26 protein-coding genes and 1 pseudogene are annotated in these 24565 nt (G+C 63.2%); 17 read left to right on the forward strand and 10 right to left on the reverse strand.

What is annotated here, in order from left to right:
* The first annotated feature begins 66 nt into the window (after nt 1-66).
* From pstS to phoB, 6 genes are all read left to right on the forward strand, one after another.
* Nucleotides 67-1125: a phosphate ABC transporter substrate-binding protein PstS gene (gene pstS, locus FJ953_RS21585; RefSeq protein ID WP_140517885.1), complete on the forward strand. Its 1059-nt coding sequence runs from the start codon at nt 67-69 to the stop codon at nt 1123-1125.
* A gap of 65 nt (nt 1126-1190) precedes the next feature.
* The gene (gene pstC / locus FJ953_RS21590; protein WP_140517886.1) at nt 1191-2180 is read left to right on the forward strand and encodes a phosphate ABC transporter permease subunit PstC; all 990 of its coding nucleotides are present in this window, start codon (nt 1191-1193) and stop codon (nt 2178-2180) included.
* Between the two features lie 3 nt (nt 2181-2183).
* Entirely contained in the window at nt 2184-3035 is an 852-nt protein-coding gene (pstA, locus tag FJ953_RS21595) for a phosphate ABC transporter permease PstA (RefSeq protein ID WP_140500572.1), read from the forward strand.
* Entirely contained in the window at nt 3032-3835 is an 804-nt protein-coding gene (pstB, locus tag FJ953_RS21600) for a phosphate ABC transporter ATP-binding protein PstB (protein WP_140561568.1), read from the forward strand. Before pstA ends, pstB begins: the two co-directional genes overlap by 4 nt.
* 25 nt (nt 3836-3860) lie before the next feature.
* Nucleotides 3861-4568: a phosphate signaling complex protein PhoU gene (gene phoU / locus FJ953_RS21605; protein WP_140500575.1), complete on the forward strand. Its 708-nt coding sequence runs from the start codon at nt 3861-3863 to the stop codon at nt 4566-4568.
* Between the two features lie 19 nt (nt 4569-4587).
* Nucleotides 4588-5277: a phosphate regulon transcriptional regulator PhoB gene (gene phoB / locus FJ953_RS21610; RefSeq protein WP_010911896.1), complete on the forward strand. Its 690-nt coding sequence runs from the start codon at nt 4588-4590 to the stop codon at nt 5275-5277.
* Nucleotides 5278-5284: 7 nt separating this feature from the next.
* Here the strand turns inward: phoB and FJ953_RS21615 are convergent, their stop codons facing one another.
* Entirely contained in the window at nt 5285-6526 is a 1242-nt protein-coding gene (locus FJ953_RS21615; protein ID WP_140625025.1) for an ROK family protein, read from the reverse strand.
* A 259-nt stretch (nt 6527-6785) separates the two neighbouring features.
* On the opposite strand from FJ953_RS21615, the gene xylF reads away from it, so the two are divergent.
* The 4 genes from xylF (at nt 6786) to FJ953_RS21635 (ending at nt 11896) form a co-directional block, all read left to right on the forward strand.
* Nucleotides 6786-7826, forward strand: coding sequence for a D-xylose ABC transporter substrate-binding protein (gene xylF, locus FJ953_RS21620; RefSeq protein ID WP_140500579.1), 1041 nt, complete (start codon nt 6786-6788; stop codon nt 7824-7826).
* Between the two features lie 142 nt (nt 7827-7968).
* On the forward strand, nt 7969-9321 hold the full coding sequence (locus FJ953_RS21625) for a sugar ABC transporter permease (RefSeq protein WP_140561572.1): 1353 nt from the start codon (nt 7969-7971) through the stop codon (nt 9319-9321).
* Nucleotides 9322-9336: 15 nt separating this feature from the next.
* Nucleotides 9337-10137, forward strand: coding sequence for an ATP-binding cassette domain-containing protein (locus FJ953_RS21630; protein WP_140500582.1), 801 nt, complete (start codon nt 9337-9339; stop codon nt 10135-10137).
* A 136-nt stretch (nt 10138-10273) separates the two neighbouring features.
* Nucleotides 10274-11896, forward strand: coding sequence for a CHASE domain-containing protein (locus FJ953_RS21635; RefSeq protein WP_140625026.1), 1623 nt, complete (start codon nt 10274-10276; stop codon nt 11894-11896).
* Between the two features lie 203 nt (nt 11897-12099).
* Here the strand turns inward: FJ953_RS21635 and FJ953_RS21640 are convergent, their stop codons facing one another.
* The 5 genes from FJ953_RS21640 to FJ953_RS21655 form a co-directional block, all read right to left on the reverse strand.
* Nucleotides 12100-12345: a YMGG-like glycine zipper-containing protein gene (locus FJ953_RS21640; protein ID WP_140500585.1), complete on the reverse strand. Its 246-nt coding sequence runs from the start codon at nt 12343-12345 to the stop codon at nt 12100-12102.
* Between the two features lie 182 nt (nt 12346-12527).
* On the reverse strand, nt 12528-12701 hold the full coding sequence (locus FJ953_RS30590; RefSeq protein WP_181168633.1) for a hypothetical protein: 174 nt from the start codon (nt 12699-12701) through the stop codon (nt 12528-12530).
* A gap of 129 nt (nt 12702-12830) precedes the next feature.
* Nucleotides 12831-13865, reverse strand: coding sequence for a PAS domain-containing sensor histidine kinase (locus tag FJ953_RS21645; RefSeq protein ID WP_140500587.1), 1035 nt, complete (start codon nt 13863-13865; stop codon nt 12831-12833).
* Nucleotides 13866-14042: 177 nt separating this feature from the next.
* Nucleotides 14043-14207, reverse strand: coding sequence for a DUF1328 domain-containing protein (locus FJ953_RS21650; protein WP_006203859.1), 165 nt, complete (start codon nt 14205-14207; stop codon nt 14043-14045).
* A 183-nt stretch (nt 14208-14390) separates the two neighbouring features.
* On the reverse strand, nt 14391-15185 hold the full coding sequence (locus tag FJ953_RS21655) for a response regulator (RefSeq protein ID WP_140558431.1): 795 nt from the start codon (nt 15183-15185) through the stop codon (nt 14391-14393).
* A 218-nt stretch (nt 15186-15403) separates the two neighbouring features.
* On the opposite strand from FJ953_RS21655, the gene FJ953_RS21660 reads away from it, so the two are divergent.
* Both FJ953_RS21660 and FJ953_RS21665 read left to right on the forward strand, forming a co-directional pair.
* Entirely contained in the window at nt 15404-15607 is a 204-nt protein-coding gene (locus FJ953_RS21660; protein WP_181165418.1) for a NepR family anti-sigma factor, read from the forward strand.
* 3 nt (nt 15608-15610) lie between these two features.
* A complete protein-coding gene (locus tag FJ953_RS21665; RefSeq protein WP_140500591.1) occupies nt 15611-16162 on the forward strand; it encodes an RNA polymerase sigma factor in 552 nt (183 codons plus the stop codon).
* A 69-nt stretch (nt 16163-16231) separates the two neighbouring features.
* On the opposite strand, the gene FJ953_RS21670 is transcribed toward FJ953_RS21665, so the two are convergent.
* Nucleotides 16232-16681, reverse strand: a complete 450-nt coding sequence (locus tag FJ953_RS21670; protein ID WP_140500637.1) for a response regulator — start codon at nt 16679-16681, stop codon at nt 16232-16234.
* A gap of 44 nt (nt 16682-16725) precedes the next feature.
* Between FJ953_RS21670 and FJ953_RS21675 the strand changes: the two are divergent.
* From FJ953_RS21675 to FJ953_RS21685, 3 genes and pseudogenes are all read left to right on the forward strand, one after another.
* Nucleotides 16726-17486, forward strand: a pseudogene (locus tag FJ953_RS21675) (Crp/Fnr family transcriptional regulator).
* A 194-nt stretch (nt 17487-17680) separates the two neighbouring features.
* Complete coding sequence (locus FJ953_RS21680) at nt 17681-18007, forward strand: DUF883 family protein (protein WP_140625027.1); 327 nt, start codon at nt 17681-17683, stop codon at nt 18005-18007.
* A 10-nt stretch (nt 18008-18017) separates the two neighbouring features.
* Nucleotides 18018-18482, forward strand: coding sequence for a hypothetical protein (locus FJ953_RS21685; RefSeq protein ID WP_140500594.1), 465 nt, complete (start codon nt 18018-18020; stop codon nt 18480-18482).
* Between the two features lie 43 nt (nt 18483-18525).
* Here the strand turns inward: FJ953_RS21685 and FJ953_RS21690 are convergent, their stop codons facing one another.
* A complete protein-coding gene (locus tag FJ953_RS21690) occupies nt 18526-20058 on the reverse strand; it encodes an HWE histidine kinase domain-containing protein (protein ID WP_181171660.1) in 1533 nt (510 codons plus the stop codon).
* 158 nt (nt 20059-20216) lie between these two features.
* Here FJ953_RS21690 and FJ953_RS30595 point away from each other — a divergent pair, with 158 nt between their 5' ends.
* Nucleotides 20217-20390, forward strand: a complete 174-nt coding sequence (locus FJ953_RS30595) for a hypothetical protein (RefSeq protein ID WP_181165417.1) — start codon at nt 20217-20219, stop codon at nt 20388-20390.
* A gap of 29 nt (nt 20391-20419) precedes the next feature.
* Here FJ953_RS30595 and FJ953_RS21695 read toward each other — a convergent pair whose 3' ends face one another.
* The gene (locus tag FJ953_RS21695) at nt 20420-21340 is read right to left on the reverse strand and encodes a diacylglycerol kinase family protein (protein WP_140625028.1); all 921 of its coding nucleotides are present in this window, start codon (nt 21338-21340) and stop codon (nt 20420-20422) included.
* Nucleotides 21341-21616: 276 nt separating this feature from the next.
* On the opposite strand from FJ953_RS21695, the gene FJ953_RS21700 reads away from it, so the two are divergent.
* A complete protein-coding gene (locus FJ953_RS21700) occupies nt 21617-22927 on the forward strand; it encodes a PRC-barrel domain-containing protein (RefSeq protein ID WP_140517892.1) in 1311 nt (436 codons plus the stop codon).
* A gap of 46 nt (nt 22928-22973) precedes the next feature.
* Here the strand turns inward: FJ953_RS21700 and FJ953_RS21705 are convergent, their stop codons facing one another.
* Nucleotides 22974-24539: an alkaline phosphatase family protein gene (locus tag FJ953_RS21705; protein WP_140666454.1), complete on the reverse strand. Its 1566-nt coding sequence runs from the start codon at nt 24537-24539 to the stop codon at nt 22974-22976.
* Nucleotides 24540-24565: the final 26 nt, after the last annotated feature.

The raw sequence follows: 24565 nt of genomic DNA on the forward strand, positions 1-24565 counted from the left end.
TTGGCCTCAGCGGGCGCTGGCAAGGAATGGCGCCGAGAGACCATCTTCCGAACAGGAGCAGGCCATATGAGACATTTCATCCGCTCGGCGGCCGTTGCGATCGCAATGGCTGCGGCGTCCACCCTCACCCTTTCCGCGGCAATGGCAGCTGACATCTCCGGTGCCGGCGCCACCTTCCCTTACCCGATCTATGCGAAGTGGGCCGATGCCTACAAGAAGGAGACCGGCATCGGTCTCAACTACCAGTCGATCGGCTCGGGCGGCGGCATCAAGCAGATCAAAGCCAAGACCGTCACCTTCGGCGCTTCCGATGCGCCGCTGAAGGGCGAGGATCTCGAATCCACCGGACTTGCACAGTTCCCGATGGTGATGGGCGGCATCGTTCCGGTCGTCAATCTCGAAGGCATCAAGCCGGGCGAACTGGTGCTCGACGGCCCGACGCTGGCCGATATCTTCGTCGGCAAGATCACCAACTGGAATGACGCGGCGATCGCCAAGCTCAATCCCGACGTCAAGCTTCCCGACCAGGCGATCGCCGTCGTGCATCGCTCCGACGGTTCGGGCACCACGTTCAACTTCAGCTACTACCTGGCCGACGTCAGCGCCGACTGGAAGTCGAAGGTCGGCGTCAACACCGCGCTCGAATGGCCGGTTGGCATCGGCGCCAAGGGCAATGAAGGCGTCGCCAACAACGTCTCGCAGACCGGTGGCTCGATCGGCTATGTCGAATACGCCTACGCCAAGCAGAACAAGTTGACCTATGCCGACATGATCAACAAGGACGGCAAGAAGGTCGAGCCGACGGCGGCGGCGTTCTCGGCGGCGGCGGCCAATGCCGACTGGAGCTCGCAGCCTGGTTACGGCGTCATCCTGGCCAACCAGCCGGGCGCCGAATCCTGGCCGATGACGTCGGCGACCTGGATCCTGGTCTACAAGAAGCCCGGCGACGTGGCGGCGACCGGTGAAGCGCTCAAGTTCTTCGCCTGGTCCTACGCCAAGGGCGACGACATGGCCGGAGCGCTGGACTACGTTCCGATCCCCGACGCGGTCGTCAAGAGCGTCGAGGACATGTGGGCCAAGGACATCGTCGGCGAAGACGGCAAGCCGCTCTATTCCGCCATGTAATCCCTGCTGAACGAGGAGGGCGCTTCACGGCGCCCTCCCTGTCTTCCTTGAAACGCGAGGGCCAGATGACCGCCGTCTCCGAAGCCATGCCATCGTCGGCCGCCATGCGGGCCAGGGAAGCGACGGTCCGACGCTTCGCGCTCACCGATACGATTTTCCGGACGGCGACACGCTTTTCCGCCATCCTCGTCCTGCTCATCCTCGGCGGCGTGGCGATTTCGCTGTTTGCCGGCTCGTGGGAAGCGCTGTCGAAATTCGGGTTCTCCTTCCTGACGACCGAATCGTGGAACCCGGTCACCGAGAATTTCGGAGCGCTGGCCCCGATCTACGGAACCATCGTCACCGCCGCCATCGCCATCCTGATCGCCGTTCCCATCGGCATCGGCATCGCCATCTTCCTTACCGAACTCTGCCCGCGGCCACTCCGGCGCCCCATCGGCATCGCCGTCGAGCTGCTTGCCGGCATACCCTCCATCATCTACGGCATCTGGGGCCTGTTCGTGTTCGCGCCGTTCCTGCAGACGACGGTGCAGCCCTTCATCATCAAGCTTTTCCACGACGTGCCGGGACTCTCCAGCCTGTTTGCCGGCCCGCCCTACGGCATCGGCCTTCTGACCTCGGCGCTGATCCTTGCCATCATGGTCCTGCCCTTCATCACCTCGATCACCAAGGATGTCTTCGACACGGTGCCGGCGGTGCTGAAGGAATCGGCCTACGGCATCGGCTGCACGACCTGGGAGGTCACGCGCCGCGTCGTCATCCCCTATACCCGCGTCGGCATCATGGGCGGCGTCATGCTCGGCCTCGGCCGCGCGCTCGGCGAAACCATGGCGGTAACCTTCGTCATCGGCAACGCCCACCGCATCAGCGCCTCGCTGTTCGCGCCCGGCACGACGATCTCGGCGACCATCGCCAACGAGTTCACCGAAGCCGACGGCGATCTCTATACGTCTTCGCTGGTGGCGCTCGGCCTGATCCTGTTCGTCATCACTTTCCTGATCCTTGCCCTTGCGCGCTACATGCTGCTGCGCATGGACAGCCGCACGGGAGCCTGACCGATGTCGACGGCCACATCGCTTCACAATCGACGCAAGCGCAGGAATGCCGTGATGATGACGCTATGCGTCACGGCGGCGGGCATCGGCCTGGCCTGGCTGGCGCTCATCCTCGGCGCACTGCTCTATAAGGGCCTGTCGGGTGTTTCGCTCTCTGTGTTCACCGAAATGACACCGCCGCCCGGCGATGCCGGCGGCCTGCTCAATGCCATCTACGGCAGTATCATGATGACAGTCATCGCCGTCATCGTCGGCACGCCGATCGGTGTCCTCGCTGGGACCTACATGGCCGAATATGGCCGCTTCTCGCGCCTCACCACCGTCGTGCGCTTCATCAACGACATCCTCCTGTCGGCACCCTCGATCATCGTCGGCCTGTTCGTCTACGAGCTGCTGGTGCGGCCGATGGGACATTTCTCGGCGATCGCCGGTGCCGTCGCGCTGGCCATCCTGGTCATCCCGGTCGTCGTGCGCACCACCGAGGACATGCTCAACCTCGTGCCGAACGCCCTGCGCGAGGCCGGCGCCGCGATCGGCGCGCCGCGCTGGGTGGTCATCCGCTCGGTCGCCTACCGTGCGGCGCTGTCGGGCATCGTCACCGGCATATTGCTGGCCATCGCCCGCATTTCCGGCGAGACGGCGCCGCTGCTCTTCACGGCGCTCAACAACCAGTTCTGGTCGAGTAATCTCAATGCGCCGATGGCCAGCCTGCCCGTCACCATCTTCCAGTTCGCTCTCAGCCCCTACGAGGAATGGCAGCAGCTGGCGTGGACCGGCGCACTCATAATCACCCTTACGGTTCTCGGGCTGAGCATCTTCGCCCGCAGCCTTACCGGACGCAGAGAGGACAGATGAAACCGATGTTGTCCACCGAATTGAACACGCCCGAAGTCGCGGTCGAGAAAGCCAAGATCGAGGTCAAGAATCTCAATTTCTACTATGGCCAGTCGAAGGCGCTGAAGGATATCAGCCTGTCGCTGCCCGAGCGCAGCGTCACCGCCTTCATCGGGCCTTCGGGCTGCGGGAAGTCGACGCTGCTGCGCGTCTTCAACCGCATCTACGAGCTCTACCCGAGGCAGAGCGCCGAGGGCCAGGTGCTGCTCGACGGCCAGAATATCCTCGACCGCTCGCAGGACCTCAACCTGCTCAGGACCAAGATCGGCATGGTGTTCCAGAAGCCGACGCCGTTCCCGATGTCGATCTACGAGAACATCGCCTTCGGCGTCAGGCTCTATGAGAAGCTCAGCAAGGCGGAGATGGACGGCCGTGTCGAGCAGGCGCTGAAGCGCGCGGCACTGTGGAGCGAGGTCAAGGACAAGCTCAACGCCAGCGGCCTCAGCCTTTCGGGCGGCCAGCAGCAGCGCCTCTGCATCGCCCGCACGGTGGCGGTGAAGCCGGAGGTCATCCTGCTCGACGAGCCTGCCTCGGCGCTCGATCCGCTGTCGACCGCCAAGATCGAGGAGCTGATCGATGAGCTGCAGGCCGACTATACGATCGTCATCGTCACCCACAACATGCAGCAGGCGGCGCGCGTGTCGAAGCAGACCGCGTTCATGTATCTGGGCGAGTTGGTCGAGTTCGACCGCACCGAGAAGATCTTCACATCGCCCCGCGAGAAGCGCACGCAGGACTATATCACCGGCCGCTTCGGCTGATCCCAGGCATACGAGGACCAAGATCATGGCCGAACACACAGTCGCAGCCTTTGACGAAGATCTCGGACAGATCAGCAGGCTGATCCGCGACATGGGCGATCTCGCCTCATCGATGGTCGGCGGCGCCACCAAGGCGCTCCTGAATTCCGACAACGCGCTCGCCCAGCGCGTCGTCTCCGACGACGCCATCATGGACGCGCGCCAGCGCGAACTCGACGACCGCGCCATCACCCTGATCGCCAAGCGGCAGCCCATGGCGGACGATCTGCGCCATGTCGTCGGCTCGATCCGCATGGCGGGCGATCTCGAACGCATCGGCGATCTCGCCAAGAACATCGCCAAGCGCGTCGGCACCGTCGGCCTTGCCGCCACGCCGCGCGACCTGTCGCACTCCATCGACGCCATGGCGCAGCTTGTGCTGATCCAGGTGCAAGGCGTGATCGAGGAGTATGCGGCGCGCGATGCCGCGGCACTTGCGAAGCTGCGCGCCGACGATGAACGCATCGACGTCAAATACACGTCGGTCTTCCGCGAGCTGCTGACCTACATGATGGAGGATCCGCGCAACATCACCGCCTGCACGCATCTTTTGTTCTGCGCCAAGAATCTCGAGCGCATCGGCGATCACGTGACCAACATTGCCGAAAATGCCTATTATGTGCTGACCGGCACGCAATTGCCCGCCAATCGCCCGAAGCAGGACGAGACGGCGATGTCGGCGCCAGCGGCTTGACGGCAGGGGTGACCAGTCGATGATCGCGCCACGCATCATGGTGGTGGAGGACGAGGAGCCGCTGGGTGTGCTGCTCCGTTACAATCTGGAATCGGAGGGTTATCAGGTAGAGGTGGTGACGCGCGGCGACGAAGCCGAGATCCGCTTGCAGGAGAATGTCCCTGACCTTCTTGTGCTCGACTGGATGGTGCCGGCGGTGTCCGGCATCGAGCTCTGCCGCCGTCTCCGGATGCGGCCCGAGACCGAGCGGCTGCCGATCATCATGCTGACGGCGCGCGGCGAGGAAAGCGACCGGGTGCGCGGTCTCTCCACCGGCGCCGACGACTATCTGGTCAAGCCGTTCTCAACGCCGGAATTCATGGCACGCGTCAAGGCGCTGCTGCGCCGCGCCAAGCCCGAAGTTCTGTCCAGCGTGCTCAAGGTCGGCGACATCGTGCTCGACCGTGAATCGCACCGGGTCTACCGCAAGAAAAGCGAGATCCGGCTCGGGCCGACCGAGTTCCGCCTGCTCGAATTCATGATGCGACATCCCGGCCGCGTGTTCTCGCGCAGCCAACTGCTCGACAATGTCTGGGGCGAAACGATCTATATCGACGAGCGCACCGTGGACGTGCATGTCGGCCGGCTGCGCAAGGCGGTCAACAATGGCCGCATGCCTGACGTGATCCGCACCATTCGGGGCGCGGGGTATGCGATTCGCGAAGACTAGGGATATGTCACGCAACGTTCTCGCCCACGCCTGATTTCGCCTGTGCCCCCGGCGCGAAAATCTCCTGGTCGACGAAGGTCAGCGCGCGCATGGCGCAGCCCTCGCGGATCAGTGGCAGTTCGTTCGGCTCGGTGTCGAAGGAAATCGATTTCGAGTGCTGGCCGCCGGCGGTCTGGGCAATGGCCTCGCGCAGAGCCGGCTCGATCAGGTCGAAGGCGGCGGCGCTGACGCCGACCATGGCGACCGGCGCCGGATCGATCAGCGCGAACAGGCTGCCAAGGCCGTAACCCAGCGCCTCGCCGGCCTTGCGGTAGGCTTCGCGCTCCGGCCCGTCCTTTTCGCGCGCCGAGGCCGCCAGGGTGCGCATGTCGGCGTCGCTGACGTCGACGGGCTCGGTGTCCTCGCCAAGCTGCCTCGCGTTGCGCCAGATGGCATAGTTGCCGGCATAGGCCTCGACGCAGCCGCGCCGCCCGCAGCGGCAGAGCGCCCCGCCGGGGCGATGGATCATGTGGCCGAACTCGCCTCCGGATGAATGGGTGCCGGTGAACAGTTCACCCTTCAGCACCAAGCCCATGCCGATGCCGTGCGACAAAAGGATGGCGATGAAGTCGTCGCGGTAGCGCTGGGGATCGCGCCAGCGCAGCGCCACCGCCATCATGTTGCAATCGTTCTCCATGGTGGCGGGAATGCCGAACTCGGCCTCCAGTATGTCGGCGAAGGCGATGTCGGTCTGCGGCGTGATCGGCGACCACAGCATGGTGCGCGCATCCGTGTCGGTGATGCCCTGGATCGCCAGCGCGATACGGGCGATGCTGCCGACGTCGAGGTCGGGATCCTCGAACCGCCGCCTGACGATGACCACGCATTCGCCGATCAGCGCCTCGCGCGACAGGGTGAGCGTGTCCAGCCGGCGCTGCTCTTCAGATATCACCTGGCCGGCATAGTCGATGACGGCGACGGAGAGAAAATTCAGCGACAGCACCACGGTCATCACCGCCGCGGCTTCAGGGTTGAGGCTGAGGCCGACCTGCGGCCGGCCGCGTTTCAGCGCACCGGCCTCGCTCGGCTTGCTCTGCGCCAGGATGCCTTCGCCAATCAGGTCGGAGGAGATCGCCGATATGGTGGAATGGCTGAGCCCGGTGGTCGCGGCAATCTCGGTGCGCGAGGGCTGCCCGGCACGGCGCACGGCCGCGATCACCATCGCCCGGTTGCGTCGGCGCAAATCGTCGTGGCGGATTCCGACCGACATGTTTCTCGCATCCTCCCCGTCGCCGCGTTCTCTCCCCAGGATCCCGACGACCGTCAAATACTGGCAGAACCGGCCTTGGCTGTCATTATTTATTCCGGAGCTCGAAAAAAATTCACGAGGACATCAAAATACATCAGAATCGACGTTGACAGCGTTCCGACGATGGACCAGTGTTTTTTCGAGGCTCGAAAAAATAGAGCCTTTGTGCCGGCCTACGGGCCTGTTTGGTCGCGCCATACGCGGCGCAGGGAGGATTAAGATGAAGAGATTCACAGCCGCCATCCTGGCGGGTGTCGCCATGTCGCTGACGCTCGCGTCGGTCGCGCAGGCGAAGGACAAGGTCATCGGCGTTTCCTGGTCGAACTTCCAGGAAGAGCGCTGGAAGACCGACGAGGCCGCCATGAAGAAGGCGATCGAAGCCGCCGGCGACAAGTATATTTCCGCCGACGCCCAGTCCAATCCCGGCAAGCAGCTCACCGACGTCGAGAGCCTGATCTCCCAGGGCGCCAATTCGCTGATCATCCTGGCGCAGGACGCCTCCGCCATCGGCCCGGCGGTGCAGAAGGCGCTCGACGAAGGCATTCCGGTCGTCGGCTATGACCGCCTGATCGAGAACAAGGACGTCTTCTATCTGACCTTCGACAACAAGGAAGTCGGCCGCATGCAGGCCCGCGAAGTGTTCAAGGTGAAGCCGGAAGGCAACTACGTCTTCATCAAGGGCTCGGGTGCCGATCCGAATGCCGATTTCCTGTTCTCGGGCTCCATGGAAGTGCTCAAGGACGCCATCGACAGCGGCAAGATCAAGAATGTCGGCGAAGCCTATACGGATGGCTGGCTGCCGGCCAATGCGCAGAAGAACATGGAGCAGTTCCTGACCGCCAACGACAACAAGGTCGACGCGGTCGTCGCGGCCAATGACGGCACTGCCGGCGGCGTCGTCGCGGCGCTGACGGCTCAAGGCCTGGCCGGTACCGTTCCGGTCTCGGGCCAGGACGGCGACCACGCGGCGCTGAACCGCATCGCGCTCGGCACGCAGACCGTGTCGGTGTGGAAGGACGCGCGTGAACTCGGCAAGAATGCCGCCGAGATCGCCTCGCAGCTGGCCGACGGCAAGAAGATGACCGATATCGCCGGCGTCAAGGACTTCACAACGCCCGGTGGGAACACCGTCAAATCGCTGTTCCTGACCCCGGTTGCGATCACCAAGGACAATCTCAACGTCGTCATCGACGCCGGCTGGATCAAGAAAGACGAGGTCTGTGCCGGCGTCGCGGCGGGCAGCGTAGCGGCCTGCAACTGATCTTCCATTTCATGCGATGAACGCCGCGGCTGCCAAGCCGCGGCGTTTTTTCAAGAAAATTTGTTTTTCCGCCCCGGGCGGGTAACTTCTAGGCTGGCTTCCGGCATCCCGCATCGGACGGGCAGGCCGGTGGGAGAAAATCATGACCGATACGACGTCCAACCCGCAGGCCGACACCGCGCGTGCGTCGGAACTCGGCGCCGTCGCCCGGTTCCTTAAGGCGACCGAGATCGACACGCGCATGCTCGGCATGATCGGCGCGCTGCTGCTGATCTGGATCGGGTTGCATGTCTTGTCCAGCCTGCGTCTCGGCGTCAATCCGCTCGATTTCGACAGCCGTACCTTTCTCACGCCGCGCAATCTGTGGAACCTGTCGGTGCAGACCTCGGCCGTCGCCATCATGGCCTGCGGCATGGTGCTGGTCATCGTCATGCGCAATATCGATCTGTCCGTCGGTTCCGCCGAAGGGTTGATCGGCATGGTCATGGGCTTCGCCCAGGTGCATTTCCTAGTGCGCTTCGTCGGGCTTGAGCTTGGCAACCCATGGATCTGGGTGCTGGCGCTGGTCATCGGCCTGGTGCTCGGTCTGTTGATCGGCGCCTTCCAGGGCTTTGTCATCGCCTATCTCGAAGTGCCGGCCTTTATCGTGACGCTGGGCGGGCTTCTGGTCTGGCGCGGTGCGGCATGGTGGGTTACCAGCGGCCAGACGGTGGCGCCGCTCAACGCGACGTTCCAGCTGATGGGCGGCGGCCCGGCCGGATCGATCGGCGCGACCTGGAGCTGGGTGGTCGGTATCGCCGCCTGCCTTGCGGTGGTGCTTGCGCTGTTCAACGGGCGGGTACAGCGCAAGCGCTTCCGTTTCCCGCTGCGTCCGATCTGGGCCGAGACGCTGATCGGCGTGGTGACCTGCGCCGTCATCATGGGCGCGGTTTGGCTGGCCAATTCCTATCCGTGGCCAGTCGGCATCGTGAACAGATATGCAGCCGCCAACAACATAACCGTGCCCGAGGGCGGCCTGTTCATCGCCCACGGCATCGCCATACCGGTGCTGATGGCCATCGCCGTCGGGCTGGTCATGACCTTCATCACCAAACGCACCCGTTTCGGCCGCTATGTCTTTGCCATCGGCGGCAATCCGGAAGCAGCCAACCTCGCCGGCATCAACACGCGCTGGATCACGATGAAAGTGTTCATGATCATGGGCGTGCTGGCCACGATCGCCGCCGCGATCTCGTCAGCCCGGCAGAACTCGGCCACCAACGTGCTCGGAACGCTCGATGAATTGCTGGTGATCGCGGCGGCCGTCATCGGCGGCACATCGCTCGCCGGCGGTTCGGGAACTATCATCGGCGCCATGCTGGGCGCGCTTTTGATGCAGTCGCTGCAATCCGGCATGGTGCTGCTTGGCGTCGACTCGCCGCTGCAGAGCATCGTCGTCGGCGCCGTGCTGGTCATCGCGGTGTGGCTCGACACCGTCTATCGCAAACGCGTTTGAGGGAGGAGGACAATCATGGCTGACAGGATCGCTCCCGCCGGCAACCCGCTGGTCGACATGCGCAACATCTCAATCGCGTTCGGCGGCATTCGCGCCGTCGACGATGCCTCGATCGATCTTTTCCCCGGCGAGGTCGTGGCCCTGCTCGGCCATAACGGCGCCGGCAAGTCGACACTGATCAAGATCCTGTCGGGCGCCTACAAGCGTGACGCGGGCCAAATCTTCGTCAACGGCGAAGAGGCTTCGATCTCCAACCCGCGCGATGCCAAGAAATACGGCATCGAGACGATCTACCAGACCCTAGCGCTCGCCGACAATGTCGACGCCGCCGCCAACCTGTTCCTCGGCCGCGAGCTGAGGACCGCCTGGGGCACGCTCGATGATGTCGCCATGGAGGCCGAGGCGCGCAAGGTGATGGGCAGGCTCAATCCCCGCTTCCAGCGCTTCAAGGAGCCGGTGATCAAGCTGTCGGGCGGACAGCGGCAGTCGGTGGCGATCGCACGCGCGATCCTGTTCAACGCCCGCATCCTGATCATGGACGAGCCGACGGCAGCACTTGGACCGCAGGAAACGGCCCAGGTCGGGGAACTGGTCAGGCAGCTCAAGTCCGACGGCATCGGCATCTTCCTGATCAGCCATGACATTCACGACGTATTCGAACTGGCCGACCGGGTGTGCGTCATGAAAAACGGCCAGGTCGTCGGCACTGCCCGCACCACCGATGTGACCCAGGACGAGGTGCTGGGCATGATCATCCTGGGCAAATGTCCGCCTGGCGCCATTCCCGGACCAGGCGCGTTGAAGATCGCTGCCTGAAGCCTGCTGGCCTGAGCCCGTTACCGATCTGCCGATCAGGTGATATGCCAGCCGGCGGGATGGCTTGGCCTTGCCATTGTGTTGACCGGGCGACTTGCCCATAAAGGGCTCACATGCTGATAGGCCGCATTATCCGTTGAAGAAGCTTTTTCCAATCGTCGCTTTCGTTGCCGTTGCGCTGATCAGCATGACAATGGCGGGGTTCGCCTATTTCGCGACGCAAGAGGCGGCTCGCATCAAGTTCGACGCGACCGCGGACGATGCGCTCAACCGTATCGAGAGCCGGATCGACCTGCAGCTGTCGCTGCTGCGCTCGTCGCAAGCCTTGTTCGACGCCCGCAATGGCGACATCTCGCAGAGCGAGTTCAAAGCGTTCTTCAATGCCCTCAATGTCGATACCAATTTCGCCGGCCTGCGCGGCATCGGCTTTCTCCGGCTGGTGAAAGCAGGCGACGAGGCGACGGTCGAGCGCGACATGCTGCATGACCAGGGCACCAGGCGTGCGATCTATCCGGACACCACCCAGCCATGGCGGACGCCCGTTGTGCTGTTCGAGCCGCTCGACCCGTCCAATAAGGCCAGCATCGGCTATGACATGTTCACCGAGCCCGTGCGGCGCGCGGCAATCGAGAAGGCAATGGCAGATGACCAGCAGCACGCGAGCGGGCTGGTGCAACTCGGCCAGGGCACGGGCGCGGCGCAGACCTTCACCGGCTTTCTCGTGTTCGTGCGGCTCAACGTCGAGACCGCACCTGATGCCATAAACGCATCGCGGTCCTCGACGGTAGGCTTTCTCTACGCGGCCTTCCGGGCCAGGGAGCTGTTCCAGATCGCGCTCAGCCGCGCGCCGCTGCTGCCGGTCAACACCGAAATCTACGATGGCGGGGTCGATCCGGATCATCTGCTGTTCCGGTCGGAGACACCGCCCGTCTCGGGCTTTGGCGACAGGCTGCTGGTCACCCGCAAGATCAGCGTGGCGGGCCGGCCGTGGACCGTGCAGTTCAGGCCGACAAGCGCCTTCTCGCAGCCATCGTCGCGGGCCATCCCGGTCATGCTCGGCCTGTTCGGGCTGCTGCTGGCTGGCGCCATCGCGCTCGTCGCGCGCTATCAGGAGCGAGCCTACGAGGCAGCGTCGCTGCTGCATGAGACGACGGAAAAGAGCCTGCTCGAAAAGGATTTGATGCTGCAGGAGATGAAGCATCGCATCAAGAATTCGATCACGCGAGTGCTGGCGATCGCGCGCCAGACCGCGTCACGTGCCAGCGACGTCAATGAGTTCTCGGCATCTTTCTCGGCCCGGCTGCAGGCAATGGCCGCGTCCCAGGACATGCTGACGCGCTCGCGCTGGCAGAAGGCGGATCTCGGCGATCTCCTGCGCATCGAGCTTGGCCAAGTGTTCGGAAAGGAGCTGCCGGAAGAGCTTTTGTCCGGGCCGGAGGTGCTGCTTGACGAAACCACGACGCAGGCACTGGGCCTCACCTTCCACGAACTGGCAACGAATGCGCTGAAATATGGCGAGGCCGGCAATACGGTCGGCGCCCTCAGGATCGAATGGTCGGTCGAAGGGCGCGGGCGTGGCCGGGTCTTGGCTCTGAGCTGGCAGGAAACCGGGCAGAAGAAGGTCGACGCCCCGGCCACGACCGGCTTCGGCACCAAATTGATCGACCTCAATGTCACGCGTGAGCTGCGTGGCACGATCCACCGCGATTATCGCGATGACGGATTGAATGTGGAAATCAGGATTCCGCTGCCGGCGTGAATGCCATCGGGCCTTGGCGGAATCGCTCGAGGCTTCACGCGGCGGCCAATAAATTGCCTCACCGCTGCCGGGTTCGCGAATGAGCCCGACAGCGCGCGATTCAAGTTGCTCGGAGCGGTTCAGCGTCTGATAGATCGCCGATCCGCTCCTTGCTCGCAATTCCGGCGGGAAAACCGCTCCGCGCTTTTCCCGCCGGAATTACCTTAGTTGCAGCGAGCCGTGTAGATGCGACCCCGATGATCGCGATACTGGCAGTATCCATTGCGCAGGTTGCGGACCAGCAGGCCGGAGCCGGCACCGACGGCCGCGCCGATCAGCGCGCCCTTGCCGCCGCCGACCAAGCCGCCCACGCCGGCGCCGATCAAGCCACCGCCGACGACATCCTGCTCGGTCGAGGTACAGCCGCTGACGGCGACCACGGCAGCCATGGCAATAAGAATTTTCCGCATAGGGTCACTCCTCACTTCGTGTCCTCACTTTAATAAGCTCCAGCCGTCACTTAGCATGAAAAAACGACCTTTGCTGCTCCAATTTATTGTTGGTGAAGAGAGTCTTTTTCTGGGCGCAGCTTTCCGATGCCTCGGCCGCCGAAAAACCCGAGCGATGTGCGCGCGCGAACGTGGGGGCGGGATCAGGCCAGCTGGGACAGGGCGATCAGGACAATTGCCGCGGCCAACGCCGGAGCGACGATGGGCAGCAGGATGCCATGAGCAACCGGCGATGCCGTGGATGTCTCGGGATCCTGGAATTCGCCCATCGAAATGCGAGCGGCCTGCTCGAGTCTGTTGATATCGGCGACCGTCAAGGCGCTCCTCCCCACTATGCTGCGGCAAAGCCCTCGAAAGCATGCTCGTCGGCTCGGCAGTTCCATCGGTATCTGGCAAAAACAGCATCTGCTTCTATGGTGAACAGCCGGTTAAAAAATGGCGGTCGCCTACTCCGTCTCGAAATTGCCGTGCGGAACAACGAGATGGTATTCGAGGCGACCATCCGCGATCTCGAGGCGCGCCGTTCCGTTCAGGGAAGAGGGCACTACGCGTTCCAGTGCGACGCTGCCGAAGCGCTTTTTGCCCTCTTGGTTGCTGTCGGTTCCTATGGTTTCGGCCCAGGTCAGCGACAGGGCAATGCCGCCATCGGCGGCGGTGTCGAGGACGGCGGTCACTTCGACGAAGCCCTCCGGCCGCGACAGGGCGCCATAGCTGACCGAGTTGACGGCCAGTTCATGCATCGCAAGGCCGATATGCAGCGCGGCGTTGGGGTTGAGGTAAGGATTTGCGCCCCGGAAGCGAAGGCTGTGCGACGCGTCCGTCCCGTAGCGGCCAACCTGACCGGCGACGAGTTCGCGAAGGGCAGCACCGCGCCAGTTGGAGGAGGTTACCAAATCCTGGGAGGAGGCCAGCGACTGGAGCCGGCCGCGAAAGCGGGTCAGGAAATCGCCGATGCTGTCGGAATAGCGTCCCGTCTGGGTGGCGATGCTCTGGATGATTGCCAGCAAATTCTTCGAGCGGTGCGTGACTTCGCGCAACAGCGTCGTCAGCGTCTGTTCGCGGCGTCGCTGCTCGGTCGTCTCGACCATGGTGGTGACGACACCTTGCACGTCGCCGGCCTCGCCATGGTCGGCGTCGATCCAGACCTGAAACCAGCGCATGCCGTCCTCCATCGGGACGCCGATCTCGAGGCGCTGCGGATCGCCGCTTGCGACGACGTTGCGCTTGGCAGCGCCAATGCGGTCGGCCTGTGCCGGCGGCAGGATGCCGTCGCCCTCGCTGCTGTCGGCGGCCCAGGGCGCACGCATGTTCCGCGCCCAGACGGTTTTCATGTCGCGGTCCTGGTAGAGGACGGAAATGCCGGCATTGTGCAGTGCGTGGAGAAGCGCCCGGCCAAGTTGCATGCCGCTTTCGGCGGGATGCAGGGCGATGACCTCGTCGCCCCGCTCGTTCTTCTTGGTATCTCGAGCCCTGGAACGCATCCGACCTGTTCACCCAACTCAGGCTGAACGGCTCACCGTCCAATGGGTTCCAAGGCAGGTTTTACGGGAACCAGACGCCCAAAAGCGGTCCGCCGGGCGGCGTCCTTGTGGGACACCACCCGGCGGTGGCTGGAAACCGTTTGAGGGGTGCGGCTTCCAGTGTTCGCCTGATAACTCTCAGGCCCGTCTGAACAGGCCGGCGAGAAGCGAAATGATGAGGAAAGCGAGAAAGATGAAGAACAATATCTGCGCTATCCCGGCAGATGTACCGGCAATTCCGCCGAAACCAAGCGCGCCGGCGATGATTGCCACGACAAGAAATACGAGCGCCCAGTAAAGCATGGTTCCATCTCCTTCCAACTATGTGAGAAAAACGTGGGTGGATGCGGTTTGTTCCACTTTTTGCCGAAAAAGACGATCCCCCCGCGCACCATCGTGGCGCGCAAAAGCAAGGCGCGGCCAGCGGAACCTTCCGGCTGGTCGCGCCCTGCTTTTGCGCGCGTTTGCGACTTCAGTTGCGCATGGCTATGCGGCTGCTTTCGCCTGCCGGTCGAAGAACAGAGCCTGGCTGATCAACGCCTTGACCATGTCCGGGTTGAACGGCTTCGTCACCAGGAAAGCCGGTTCGGGCCGCTCGCCGGTCAGGAGACGCTCGGGAAAGGCGGTGATGAAGATCACCGGCACGGAAGTCGACGACAGAATCTCGTTCACCGCCTCGATGCCCGAGCTGCCGTCGGCGAGTTGGATGTCCGCGAGCACCATCTTCGGCCGCGTCTTGCCGAACATCGTCACCGCTTCGGCATGGGTGCGGGCGGTGCCGACGACCCGATGGCCCAGGCTCTCGACCATCTCCTCTATATCCATGGCGATCAGCGGTTCATCCTCGATGATCAGCACGTCGGTCGCCACCTGGCGGGAAATCTCGTTGCTCGCCTGGGCAAGCAGTTCTGAGAATTCCTGTTCGCCGACGCCAAGAATTTCGGCCGCCTCATCCTCGCTGAAACCCTCGACGGCCACCAGAAGGAAGGCCTGGCGGGGAAGCGGCGCGATCGCATTGAGATTGGCCGCAGCGCGCTGTTCCCATGCCGATTGCGCCTGTTCTTGTGGAACGCGGATGGCGACGGACGTGAACAGTTTGGCGAAGACCTTGTACAGCGCGATTCGCTCGCTGGATGCCTCGGGAAAAATGTCGACATCGGCGATGATGGCCTCGAGCATCGCGGCAACCAGCGCGTCGCCGCTCTCCTGCGATCCCGATACGGCACGCGAGAAGCGGCGCAGGAACGGCAGGTGCGGAGCGATGGTGGCGGATAAACTCATGACGGACGTCTCCCTCAGATGACGTGATTGACTAAAAATGCAGGTCAAGCCCATTGCAAGGCCCAACGACACAAACGCGGGCTTTCGCAAAAAGTTCCGGCCCCGGGAACTAATACGCCTGAACGGCGTTTGAATTGGGGATGGGCAACCAGACGAGGATGCCGCTTGTGTTGTGTTGAGTTATGTTGAGCGGCTATGGGGCTGGATTAAAGGGCGAAATGAAGGAAATGACGAAAGATGTCTTGACTGGCGCCTCAATCAGGCGCCGGAACGGCGTGGGCGACCCGCTCGGGCCGAATTCCGAAATCGGACGCAAACTCAAGCAGTATTACGACGAGCTGGTCTCCGACGATGTGCCGGATCGTTTCGCGCAGTTGCTCAGCCAACTGGAGCGGGCCGAGCCCGCACAGAAAAAGGACTGAGGCATGGCAACGGTCTCACAAGGCTTCAAGACCGATCTGCTTGGGGCAATACCGAGCTTGCGTGCCTTCGCAGTGTCACTGACGCAGAATGCCGACAAGGCCGACGACCTCGTGCAGGAAACGCTGGTCAAGGCCTGGGACAAGCATGAGAGCTTTCAGCCCGGTACCAACCTGAAGGCATGGCTCTTCACCATCCTGCGCAACGAGTTCTATTCGCAGATGCGCAAACGCGGCCGCGAGGTGCAGGACAGCGACGGCATCATGACAGCCAGGCTTGCGGTGCATCCCGCCCAGCACGGCCAGCTCGACCTCAAGGATTTCCGCGGTGCGCTCGAGCAGCTGCCCGAAGACCAGCGCGAGGCCATCATCCTCATCGGCGCCTCGGGCTTCTCTTACGAGGAGGCGGCCGAGATTTGCGGTTGCGCGGTCGGGACGATCAAGAGCCGCGTCAGCCGAGCCCGCACGCGCCTGCAGGAGATACTGAAAATCTCCGGCGAAGACGAGTACGGTCCCGATGCGATCTCAGCACAGGTCACGGGCACGGCGGCGCACTAAAGCGTCGCATCGAAACGGCTGACAGAATCGCCATCGCATCCGCTCTGACTCTTACGCGATGCGTCGTCGTCAGGCGGGCGGGACTCGTCCGCAGGCCCGGGCCACCGCTTCCACAAGATCTTCGCCCGAATAAGGTTTGCTGACCAGCCTTATCCCTGGAAAGGCAACCTTGATCTCGTCCGCATCCGAATAACCGGAGGCAAAGACGAAGGGCACGCCCGTTTCACGCAGGCGCGATGCAAAGTCGAAAGTCGGAGTGCCCCCCAGCATGAGGTCGACGATCGCCGCATCGAATTGGGTGGCAACCTGTCGGCCATCGATCTCGGCCAGGTCACGGACAAGCACCACGTCGTCGGCGCCGTGATCACGGCAAAGCTGCTCGACATCCATGGCGATGAGAAATTCATCTTCCAGGACAAGAATGCGCAATCCGTCAAGCAAAGGCGACACAGGCAATGGCTCCTTGAAACGCAGCGAGTCATGATCGCTATTTGACGCGCTGTCATTTAAAAAAGACATGCCACCGCAGCGGCTGAGCCCGCGGCTCTCGAGGAGCGGTCGAAATGTCAATCCAGAACGGCCTTGCTTCCTCCAGCCGCCGGTACGATTGCGAGAATTGCCCACTGCGGCCGCTGCCGGGTTTCCGCAAATTCGAGAGATCGGAACTGGCCTTCATCGACAAATTGAAGAAAGGCGAGCTCGCGGTCGACAAGGGCGCAACGGTGCTGGTGGAAGGACGCCGCAGCGCCCATCTCTACACGGTGCTGTCGGGCTGGGCTTTCCGTTACAAGCTGTTGTCGGATGGCCGCCGTCAAATCCTCAACTACGCCGTCCCTGGAGATCTCATCGGCTGCAAGGCGGCGTGATGGGCGAAATGCAGCATTCCGTCGAAGCCTTGTCGCCGATGCTGCTTTGCGTGTTCGAGCGGGAGTCCCTGCATGAGCTTTTCCGCAACCATCCGGGCCTGGCCTATGACATCACCTGGATCGCGTCGCGCGAGGAGCGGATGCTGAACGAGAACCTGCTCAGCGTCGGCCGCCGCAGCGCGATCGAGCGCACCGCCTATCTCATCGCCTTCATCGGCAGCCGGGCCAAGGCCGTTGGCCTCAATGGCGGGCGGTTCACCCGGATCGCGTTCACGCAGCAGCACATCGCCGATACCCTCGGCCTGTCTTTGGTCCATACCAACAAGACGATTCGCAAGCTGATGGATCGCAAGCTGATCGCTTGGCGCGAAGGCGGCTGCGAGATCATCGATCATGAAGGGTTGAAGCAGCTTGCCGGCTGGGAGGGGCAGGGCAAGGAACGGCGGCCGCTGATCTGACCGGATGCAGGAGGACCCGTTTTGAGCTAGGGTCCAGATCGATGGAACCAGGATGACCTCTATCCATTGGATTGAGCGTGATCTTTTCGGCAAACCGACACCCGCTTTGCGGGATCATGCCCGTTTATCCGAGGGGCTCGGAACCTTGAGACATGCAGCGCGTTGAAACCAGAGCAATCACAAGGAGTTAAGCAATGGCAGCTGCCGCAGGAAAGAACGCAGGCGAAGTGCGGGCGAACTCGGACCTCGAAGCCGATATCAGGCAGTTGAAGGCCGATATCGACAAGCTGACGAAGCAGCTGGCAAAGACAGGCGAGCATGGATATGGCACCGCCCGCCGTGCCGCTGCCGAAGGTGTCGAGCATCTGCGCGCCCAAGGCGAGGCAGCCTTTGATAGCCTGCGCAGCAACACCAGGGATATAGAGGCGCAGATAGCGGCAAGCGTGCGTGAGAAGCCGGTGACTTCATTGGCGATCGCCGCCGGCGTTGGCTTCCTGTTTGCGCTCCTGGCGCGCCGCTAGTCCCGCTCAAATGGGATTGCTGGCTTCCCTTGTCTCGGGCCTGGCTTCGGGCGAAACCGTTGCAGCCATGCGCCGCGCGCGCACGGCTGCAATTGTCTATGCGCTTGCCGCGCTCGCGGCGCTGTGCGGTCTCGGCTTCCTGATCGGGGCCGGCTATATATGGGCTGCGGACCGCTATGGGCCGCTCGCGGCGGCGTTGGGCTTCGGCGTCGGCTTTCTGATCGTCGCGGGCCTGATCTTGCTGATCTATCGCTTCTCGGCCGGCTCGCGCGCACGGCGCCGGGCAGAACGGCGCAAGGCGGACATGACGGCAATCGGGGTCACCGCCGCACTGGCCGCTCTGCCGGCGCTGCTCAAGGGAAAGGGCGGCCTCGGGGCCATTCTCGGTCCCGCCGTGGCGTTGGCGGCTTATGCCATCTACCGCGAGAACGTGAAACCAGGTCCCGGCGGGCCGGCTGGCGGCGATCCTGATTGAGGCTGACCGGATGAAGGCTAGGCCCGGATTAAAGCTGGGCCGGTCACTTGGAGAGATCCTCCAGCGGCATGGATATTTCGGCAAAGACGCCTTCCGGCCGGAACTCGTGCGCCACTTCGCTGGAGATGACCTTGGCCAGGCTGCGGCGGATCAGGATCGAGCCGAAACCGTGCCGCTCGGGCGGGGCAACCGCAGGACCGCCGCTTTCGCGCCAGGTCAAGACAAGGCGCCGGTCGCTTTTTCTGCCTTGTGTCTTCCAGCTCAGATCGACCTTGCCGGATGTTGCCGACAGCGACCCATATTGTAGGGCGTTGCTGGCCAGTTCGTGCAAGATCAGGCCCAGCCCCACTGCCTGGTCTGGCGACAGCAACAGATCGGGACCGGTGATCGTCATGCGCAGTTGCTCGGCGGTGTCGAAGGGCCTCACCTCGATCTGGACGAGTTCATGGATGCCGATGCCGCGCCATTCCCGGTCGGACAGCAGATTATGGGCAATGCCGAGTGCCTGGAGCCGGGCGCCGAAGGCTTCCAGGAAAGCGCTCGGCTGCCGGGCATGGCGCACGGTCTGCGTCGCCAGCGCCTGAACGGTCGCCAGCGTGTTCTTGACGCGATGATTGAGTTCGCGAAGCAGCAGCCTTTGCCTTTCCTCCCCAAGCTTGCGTTCGGATATGTCGTAATTGACCCCGAAGATCAGCGTCGGCTTGCCGTCGCCATCGCGCTCGATGACGCGGCCGCGCGTCGCCAGCCAGCGGGGTGGATGGAAGCCTTTCACGCGGTACTCGCCGAAATAGTCGTCGCCGCCGGCCAAGGCGTCGCGGAAGCGGGTTTCGGTTTGATAGACGTCGCGTGGATCTATTGCCATCAGGATGTCGCGCGCCCGCAACCGGTTCGATCGCGGCAGATTGAACAATTCCGGCAGCAAACCATCGCATTCGATCATGTCGGTGCGGATGTCCCAGGCCCAGCTGGCAAGCGATGCCGCGTCGAGCGCTATGGCGCGCCGTTTTTCTTCGCGAACCAGCGCCGCCTCGGCGATGGCGCCGCTGCGCGTCGCATCCTTCAGCGTGAACAGGCTGGCGGCTAGGCCGGCCAGCGCCTTCAACTGGTCGAGCCTGACGCGCGATGGAAAGGGACGGGGCTTGCGGTCGAAAACGCAGAGCGTTCCGATCCTGGCGCCGGCGACGGTCACCGGCGCGCCCGCAAAGAAGCGGATGTGATGCTTGCCCGTGACCAGTGAGTTGGCTTTAAAACGCGGATCCAAGGTCGCGTCGGGTATCACCATCAGTTCGCCGCCCGCGGCAATCGCATGGGCGGAGAAGGAGATGTCGGTTGCGGTCTCGATCTCGTCCAGGCCGACACGCGACTTGAACCATTGCCGCTCGACGTCGACGAGCGTAACCAGCGCGATCGGTGCGCGCATGGCGGCCGCGGCAAGGCGGCTGACGCCGTCGAAGTCGGCGTCAGCCTTCGTATCCAGCGCCTGCAAGCCGTGCAGCACGGCCAGCCGGCCGGCGTCGTTGACGACGTGCAATACTTCGGCCGGCAGGCTCGACGCCGTTTTCGCCGTCTTGTTCACCAGCGTCCCCAACGCCTCTTCGCGAGCCCTCCGACTTCGCCTTCCCGACTTGCCGGCGAAGGGCTTGGCCAAACGCGGAACCTTCGTAGCAAGGAACCGTTACCCGAAGATGTTTTGCCAGAGACGCTCAACGCGTCCACATCGCATCGAGGCCGGCTATGCCCAAGACCATTCCTGAAAACAAAGCGCGTCAGGGACACTGGGGCTGGCACGGCTTGCGGATCCTGATTGCGGGACTTCTCCTGGCCTTTGTCGTCTGGGGCATCGTCGAGATTTACGGCGAGTACACGAAATCGCCGACCACCGAACAAGGCAGCGCTCCGAGCGGCTAGTCGTCTGTTTCTCGTCGGCTGCCCCTGCATCAGGCCGCCTTTGCCCGCACGGCGTGTCGCGGCACCAGCACGTTCAAGGCGCCCGGGTGGATTTCGATGGTAATTTCGTCCTCGAGCTTGATAAGTTCACCGTCGAGGACGGCGCGGTATTTCCTGGCCGCCGACCGGATCCTCAGCACAGCCCGCTCTGTCTGATGGATTTCGACATGTTCATTGTCACGCCATTTGCCACGCGCGACGTTGAAGAAGAACTTGACCAGTTCGGCGCGCTGCCGCGCGACCGTGACATAAATGCCGAGCACGCCGCCCGCCGGATTGTCGGCAAAGGGCAGGTGACCCTCTCCAAACAGGTTGTTGGTGACGCCGACGCCGGTGGTTCGCGCCGTGATCTCGGCCTCGCCAATGGTCAGGGTGACCGTCATCGCCGGCGGATTCTTGATCGTCTGCCAAGCCGCTTTCGCGGATGCCCGCATCTTGCCCAGCCGGGAGCCGAACTCCATGTTCTGGCGTAGCTGCACCATCTTGGCGTGCATGCCGATCGAGAACTGATGCACGAAAGGCCGGCCATTGGCGGTGGCGATGTCCACCGCCATCACCTCGCCATCGGCGAAGGATCGCAAAGCCGCATCGAGCGTCTGCGGGATGCCGAGCCCGCGCGCGAAGAGGTTCATGGTGCCTGCGGGCAATATGGCCAGCGCCTTTTTCTTGCCCATCAGCCGCGCCGCCGCCGCCGATATCGTGCCATCGCCGCCGCCGGCGAGAACCACGTCGATGCCGCGACGCGAAGCCGCGTTGTCCAATGCCGGCACGATGTCCTTGCCGGCAACCACGTCGATATCGATGGAATGGCCTGCTGCCTCCAGCAGGTCGCGCATGCGATCGCGAAAGCCATCCAGGTCGAGGGTGCGCAAGGTGCCACCGTCCCGGTTCAGCACCGCCGCAAACCGCATGTCCCCTCCGTGTTCTCAAAAAAACTCCGAGCCGGAGAAGCTCCAGCCGTCGGCTGAACGGCGCAAGTGGCAAAAAGGTTCCGGATGATGCGGCGAATTTCCCTTTGCAGCACGCAAGTTGCGGGCCGCGTGTGCGGAGAATATGCGTCCTGGCTTTTGTCGGAACAATGGGCGCAGTCACGACGTTGTGATCAGGCGAATGCCGCGTTCGCCCGTCGCCGGTGACGGCGGAGGCCGGTGCGGCATGCATGAAATCAGGCACGAGGAGACACCATCATGATCCGCAATCTTCTAGCCACGACTGCTCTTGCCATGTTCGTGGCGACGGGCGCGCATGCGCAGACAACTCCGACACCGGCTGCGCCTGGCGCGGAGCAACCCGCCGCTCCTGTGGTGCACGCCGAGGGCAGCATCGCCACCAACATCATCGGTGAATCGGTTTATAACGGCACCGGCGACAATGCCGAGAATATCGGCAAAGTAACCGACATCGTCTTCGACAAGGACGGTCAGGCCAAATCCATAGTCATCGGCGTCGGGGGCTTTCTGGGCGTCGGGACGAAGAATGTCGCGTTCGATTACGACAAGCTGCAGTGGGCCGAGAAAAACGGCGACCGCTGGCTGGTCGCCCAGACGACCAAGGACCAGTTGACGGCGCAGCCGGAGTTCGACACCAAGCCCTATGCTCCGGCACCGGCCGCATCGACAGCCGCACAGGCGCCGTCCACATCCGCGCCGAGCGATACCGCCCAGGCGCCAGTCGACATGAACGCGGCTCCGGCGGAACCGGTGAAGCGCGCCGACGGCAATCTCGCCACCAATATCATCGGTGAGAGCGTCTATAACGGGACCGGCGACGATGCGCAGAACATCGGCAACGTCAACGACATCGTCCTGACCAAGGAAGGCAAGGCGCAATCACTGGTCATCGGCGTCGGCGGCTTCCTCGGCATCGGCGAGAAGAACGTCACGTATGATTTCGGCAAGGCCCAGTGGGCCGAGAAAAACGGCGACCGCTGGCTGGTGGCCCAAACCACCAAGGAAGAGCTGCAGGCATTGCCGGACTTCAACCGCAAGGCTTATGATCCGGCTCCGGTCACGACGGCATCCAACGCCCCTGCTGCGTCCACCCCGGCCGTCGCGCCGACAACCAATACGGCTCCGATGGACAAGACGGCGCAGGCCCCGTCCGCCTCGACGCCTGATGCGACCGCTCCCGACCAGACGAAGACCGCAGCGATCGACAAATCCAAACTGACCGAAATGCCTGTCGGCGAGGTCAGGGGCGACGATCTCAAGGGTACCACAGTCTATGGCGCCAACGACGTCAAGGTCGGCGAGATCGGCGATGTCGTGCTGACGCCCGACAACAAGACCGACGCGGTCATCGTGGATGTCGGCGGTTTCCTCGGCGTCGGCGAGAAGGAAGTCGCCGTCGGCATGGACAACCTGAAATTCATGACCGACAAGGACGGTAACAAATATCTCTACACGACCTTCACCAAGGAGCAGCTCGAGGCCCAGGCCGCCTATGACAAAGGCAGCTATGCGCAGAACCGCGAGCAGCAGCGGATGATCGTGAGATAGCAACAACGGCAGTAGGGCAGTAGGGCAGTAGGGCAGTAGGGATTCCCTATTCCCCTACTGCCCTACTTACATAGCCCACAACGCCATCCCTGGTCAGCTCCGCCAGCGCCAGCGACTGGTCGAGATGTTCGGCCCGCCAGGCAAGCAGCCGTTCGGCGAACTCGAGCCTGGTCGGGAGATAGGCGGGATCGGCGGCGAGATTGGCGAGCTCGGCGGGATCCTTCTCCAGGTCGAACAGCAAGGGCGGCAGGCCGCCGCCGAAATGCACATATTTGAATTTTTCCGTGCGGATCACGGCGAGATTGCACTGGCGCGAGGCATGGCCGAAATGCCGTTCGGCTTCGCCTTCCGCGATCGAACGAAAATCGAATTCCCAATGCGCGGCGTCGCGCCAGTCCGACGGCTCCTCGCCGACGATGAACGGCCGCAGCGAGTGACCGTCGAGATGCGGCGCCGGTTCGCCGCCCAGCAGGTCGAGCAAGGTCGGCAATATGTCCACCGCCTCGGTAAAGCGGTCGACGGCCACGCCTGCGGTGTGGCCGTGACGCGGGTCGCGGATGACCAGGGGGATATGATAGCTAGCGTCGAAGAAGCCGCCTTTGCCCAGCATGAAATGGTCGCCCATCATCTCGGCATGGTCGGAGGTAAGCACAACGATCGTGTCGTCCCACGCGCCCGCCGTCTTGACCGCCTGCCAGATACGGCCGAGCTGCGCATCGACTTCCGAGATCATGCCGTAATAGATCGCGCGGATGCGGCGGAAATCATCCTCGCTCCAATCATGTACGCTGCCTGCGGCGTCAGGTCGAAACTTGTGCTTTTTCTGCCTGCCGAAATCGTAGGCGAGATAGGGATGGCTGTCCGCCTCTTTCTGCCAGCCTGCCGCGCGGCGAAAGCCGGGGCCGGCGGCGGGGTCGTACATCGCGTCGTATGGTGCAGGCGCGATGAAGGGCGGATGTGGGCTGATGAAAGAGAGATGCGCGAACCAGGGCGCGGCATGCTCCTGTTCGCCCAGCCATCGGATGAATTCGCCGGCAAGAAAAGCCGTCGGCGTCTGCTCCTTCGAATAGACGGGCGGCGCAGTCGTCACGGAGCCGGCGTCGCCTGCCCCGTTCGCCGGTCGATGGATCGCGGGGGAGCCGGCGTCGGTATCGATGCCCTGCATTCCCAGCCATGACAGCCACTGCTTCTGATGCTCTGGCAGCAATTGGCGCACCGTGAAACCAGGAAGCACGCCTTCATAGCTTCGCAGCCGCGGATCAGCCGGAGCGAGCCGGCGCGGATCCAGCGATACGTCGGTGTAGCCGAACAGCGTCGGATCGTAGCCCAGCGCGCGCGCCGAAAGCGCTATATTGCCGTGACGGGCATCGAGCGGCGTGCCGTTGCGGCAAACCCGGTTATTCATCTGGTAGAGCCCGGTATAGAGGCAGGCACGGGCCGGCGAGCAGGGTGCCGCGCCGCCATAGTGCCGCTTGAACAATACGCCTTCCGCTGCCAATGCGTCGGCATTCGGCGTCTTCACCAGGGGATGGCCGGCCGCCGAAAGGCAATCGCCGCGCCATTGGTCGCAGGTGATCAGGAGAACGTTCGGACGCCTGCCTTTTCCGGTCACTGGCGATAATCCTTGGCTAATGTGCG

Source organism: Mesorhizobium sp. B2-3-6, from assembly GCF_006442305.1.
GTDB lineage: Bacteria > Pseudomonadota > Alphaproteobacteria > Rhizobiales > Rhizobiaceae > Mesorhizobium.

What these genes read in the sequence shown, in the direction of transcription:
- FJ953_RS30595 (WP_181165417.1), top strand. Translation starts at nt 20,217, where the DNA reads ATGCCCAAGACCATTCCTGAAAACAAAGCGCGTCAGGGACACTGGGGC.
- FJ953_RS21685 (WP_140500594.1), top strand. Translation starts at nt 18,018, where the DNA reads ATGGGATTGCTGGCTTCCCTTGTCTCGGGCCTGGCTTCGGGCGAAACC.
- phoU (WP_140500575.1), top strand. Translation starts at nt 3,861, where the DNA reads ATGGCCGAACACACAGTCGCAGCCTTTGACGAAGATCTCGGACAGATC.
- FJ953_RS21630 (WP_140500582.1), top strand. Translation starts at nt 9,337, where the DNA reads ATGGCTGACAGGATCGCTCCCGCCGGCAACCCGCTGGTCGACATGCGC.
- FJ953_RS21680 (WP_140625027.1), top strand. Translation starts at nt 17,681, where the DNA reads ATGGCAGCTGCCGCAGGAAAGAACGCAGGCGAAGTGCGGGCGAACTCG.
- FJ953_RS21670 (WP_140500637.1), bottom strand. Translation starts at nt 16,681, where the DNA reads ATGTCTTTTTTAAATGACAGCGCGTCAAATAGCGATCATGACTCGCTG.
- phoB (WP_010911896.1), top strand. Translation starts at nt 4,588, where the DNA reads ATGATCGCGCCACGCATCATGGTGGTGGAGGACGAGGAGCCGCTGGGT.
- FJ953_RS21665 (WP_140500591.1), top strand. Translation starts at nt 15,611, where the DNA reads ATGGCAACGGTCTCACAAGGCTTCAAGACCGATCTGCTTGGGGCAATA.
- FJ953_RS21625 (WP_140561572.1), top strand. Translation starts at nt 7,969, where the DNA reads ATGACCGATACGACGTCCAACCCGCAGGCCGACACCGCGCGTGCGTCG.
- pstS (WP_140517885.1), top strand. Translation starts at nt 67, where the DNA reads ATGAGACATTTCATCCGCTCGGCGGCCGTTGCGATCGCAATGGCTGCG.
- pstC (WP_140517886.1), top strand. Translation starts at nt 1,191, where the DNA reads ATGACCGCCGTCTCCGAAGCCATGCCATCGTCGGCCGCCATGCGGGCC.
- FJ953_RS21695 (WP_140625028.1), bottom strand. Translation starts at nt 21,340, where the DNA reads ATGCGGTTTGCGGCGGTGCTGAACCGGGACGGTGGCACCTTGCGCACC.
- FJ953_RS21650 (WP_006203859.1), bottom strand. Translation starts at nt 14,207, where the DNA reads ATGCTTTACTGGGCGCTCGTATTTCTTGTCGTGGCAATCATCGCCGGC.
- FJ953_RS21660 (WP_181165418.1), top strand. Translation starts at nt 15,404, where the DNA reads ATGAAGGAAATGACGAAAGATGTCTTGACTGGCGCCTCAATCAGGCGC.
- FJ953_RS21700 (WP_140517892.1), top strand. Translation starts at nt 21,617, where the DNA reads ATGATCCGCAATCTTCTAGCCACGACTGCTCTTGCCATGTTCGTGGCG.
- FJ953_RS21655 (WP_140558431.1), bottom strand. Translation starts at nt 15,185, where the DNA reads ATGAGTTTATCCGCCACCATCGCTCCGCACCTGCCGTTCCTGCGCCGC.
- FJ953_RS21640 (WP_140500585.1), bottom strand. Translation starts at nt 12,345, where the DNA reads ATGCGGAAAATTCTTATTGCCATGGCTGCCGTGGTCGCCGTCAGCGGC.
- FJ953_RS21645 (WP_140500587.1), bottom strand. Translation starts at nt 13,865, where the DNA reads ATGCGTTCCAGGGCTCGAGATACCAAGAAGAACGAGCGGGGCGACGAG.
- pstB (WP_140561568.1), top strand. Translation starts at nt 3,032, where the DNA reads ATGAAACCGATGTTGTCCACCGAATTGAACACGCCCGAAGTCGCGGTC.
- FJ953_RS21615 (WP_140625025.1), bottom strand. Translation starts at nt 6,526, where the DNA reads ATGTCGGTCGGAATCCGCCACGACGATTTGCGCCGACGCAACCGGGCG.
- pstA (WP_140500572.1), top strand. Translation starts at nt 2,184, where the DNA reads ATGTCGACGGCCACATCGCTTCACAATCGACGCAAGCGCAGGAATGCC.
- xylF (WP_140500579.1), top strand. Translation starts at nt 6,786, where the DNA reads ATGAAGAGATTCACAGCCGCCATCCTGGCGGGTGTCGCCATGTCGCTG.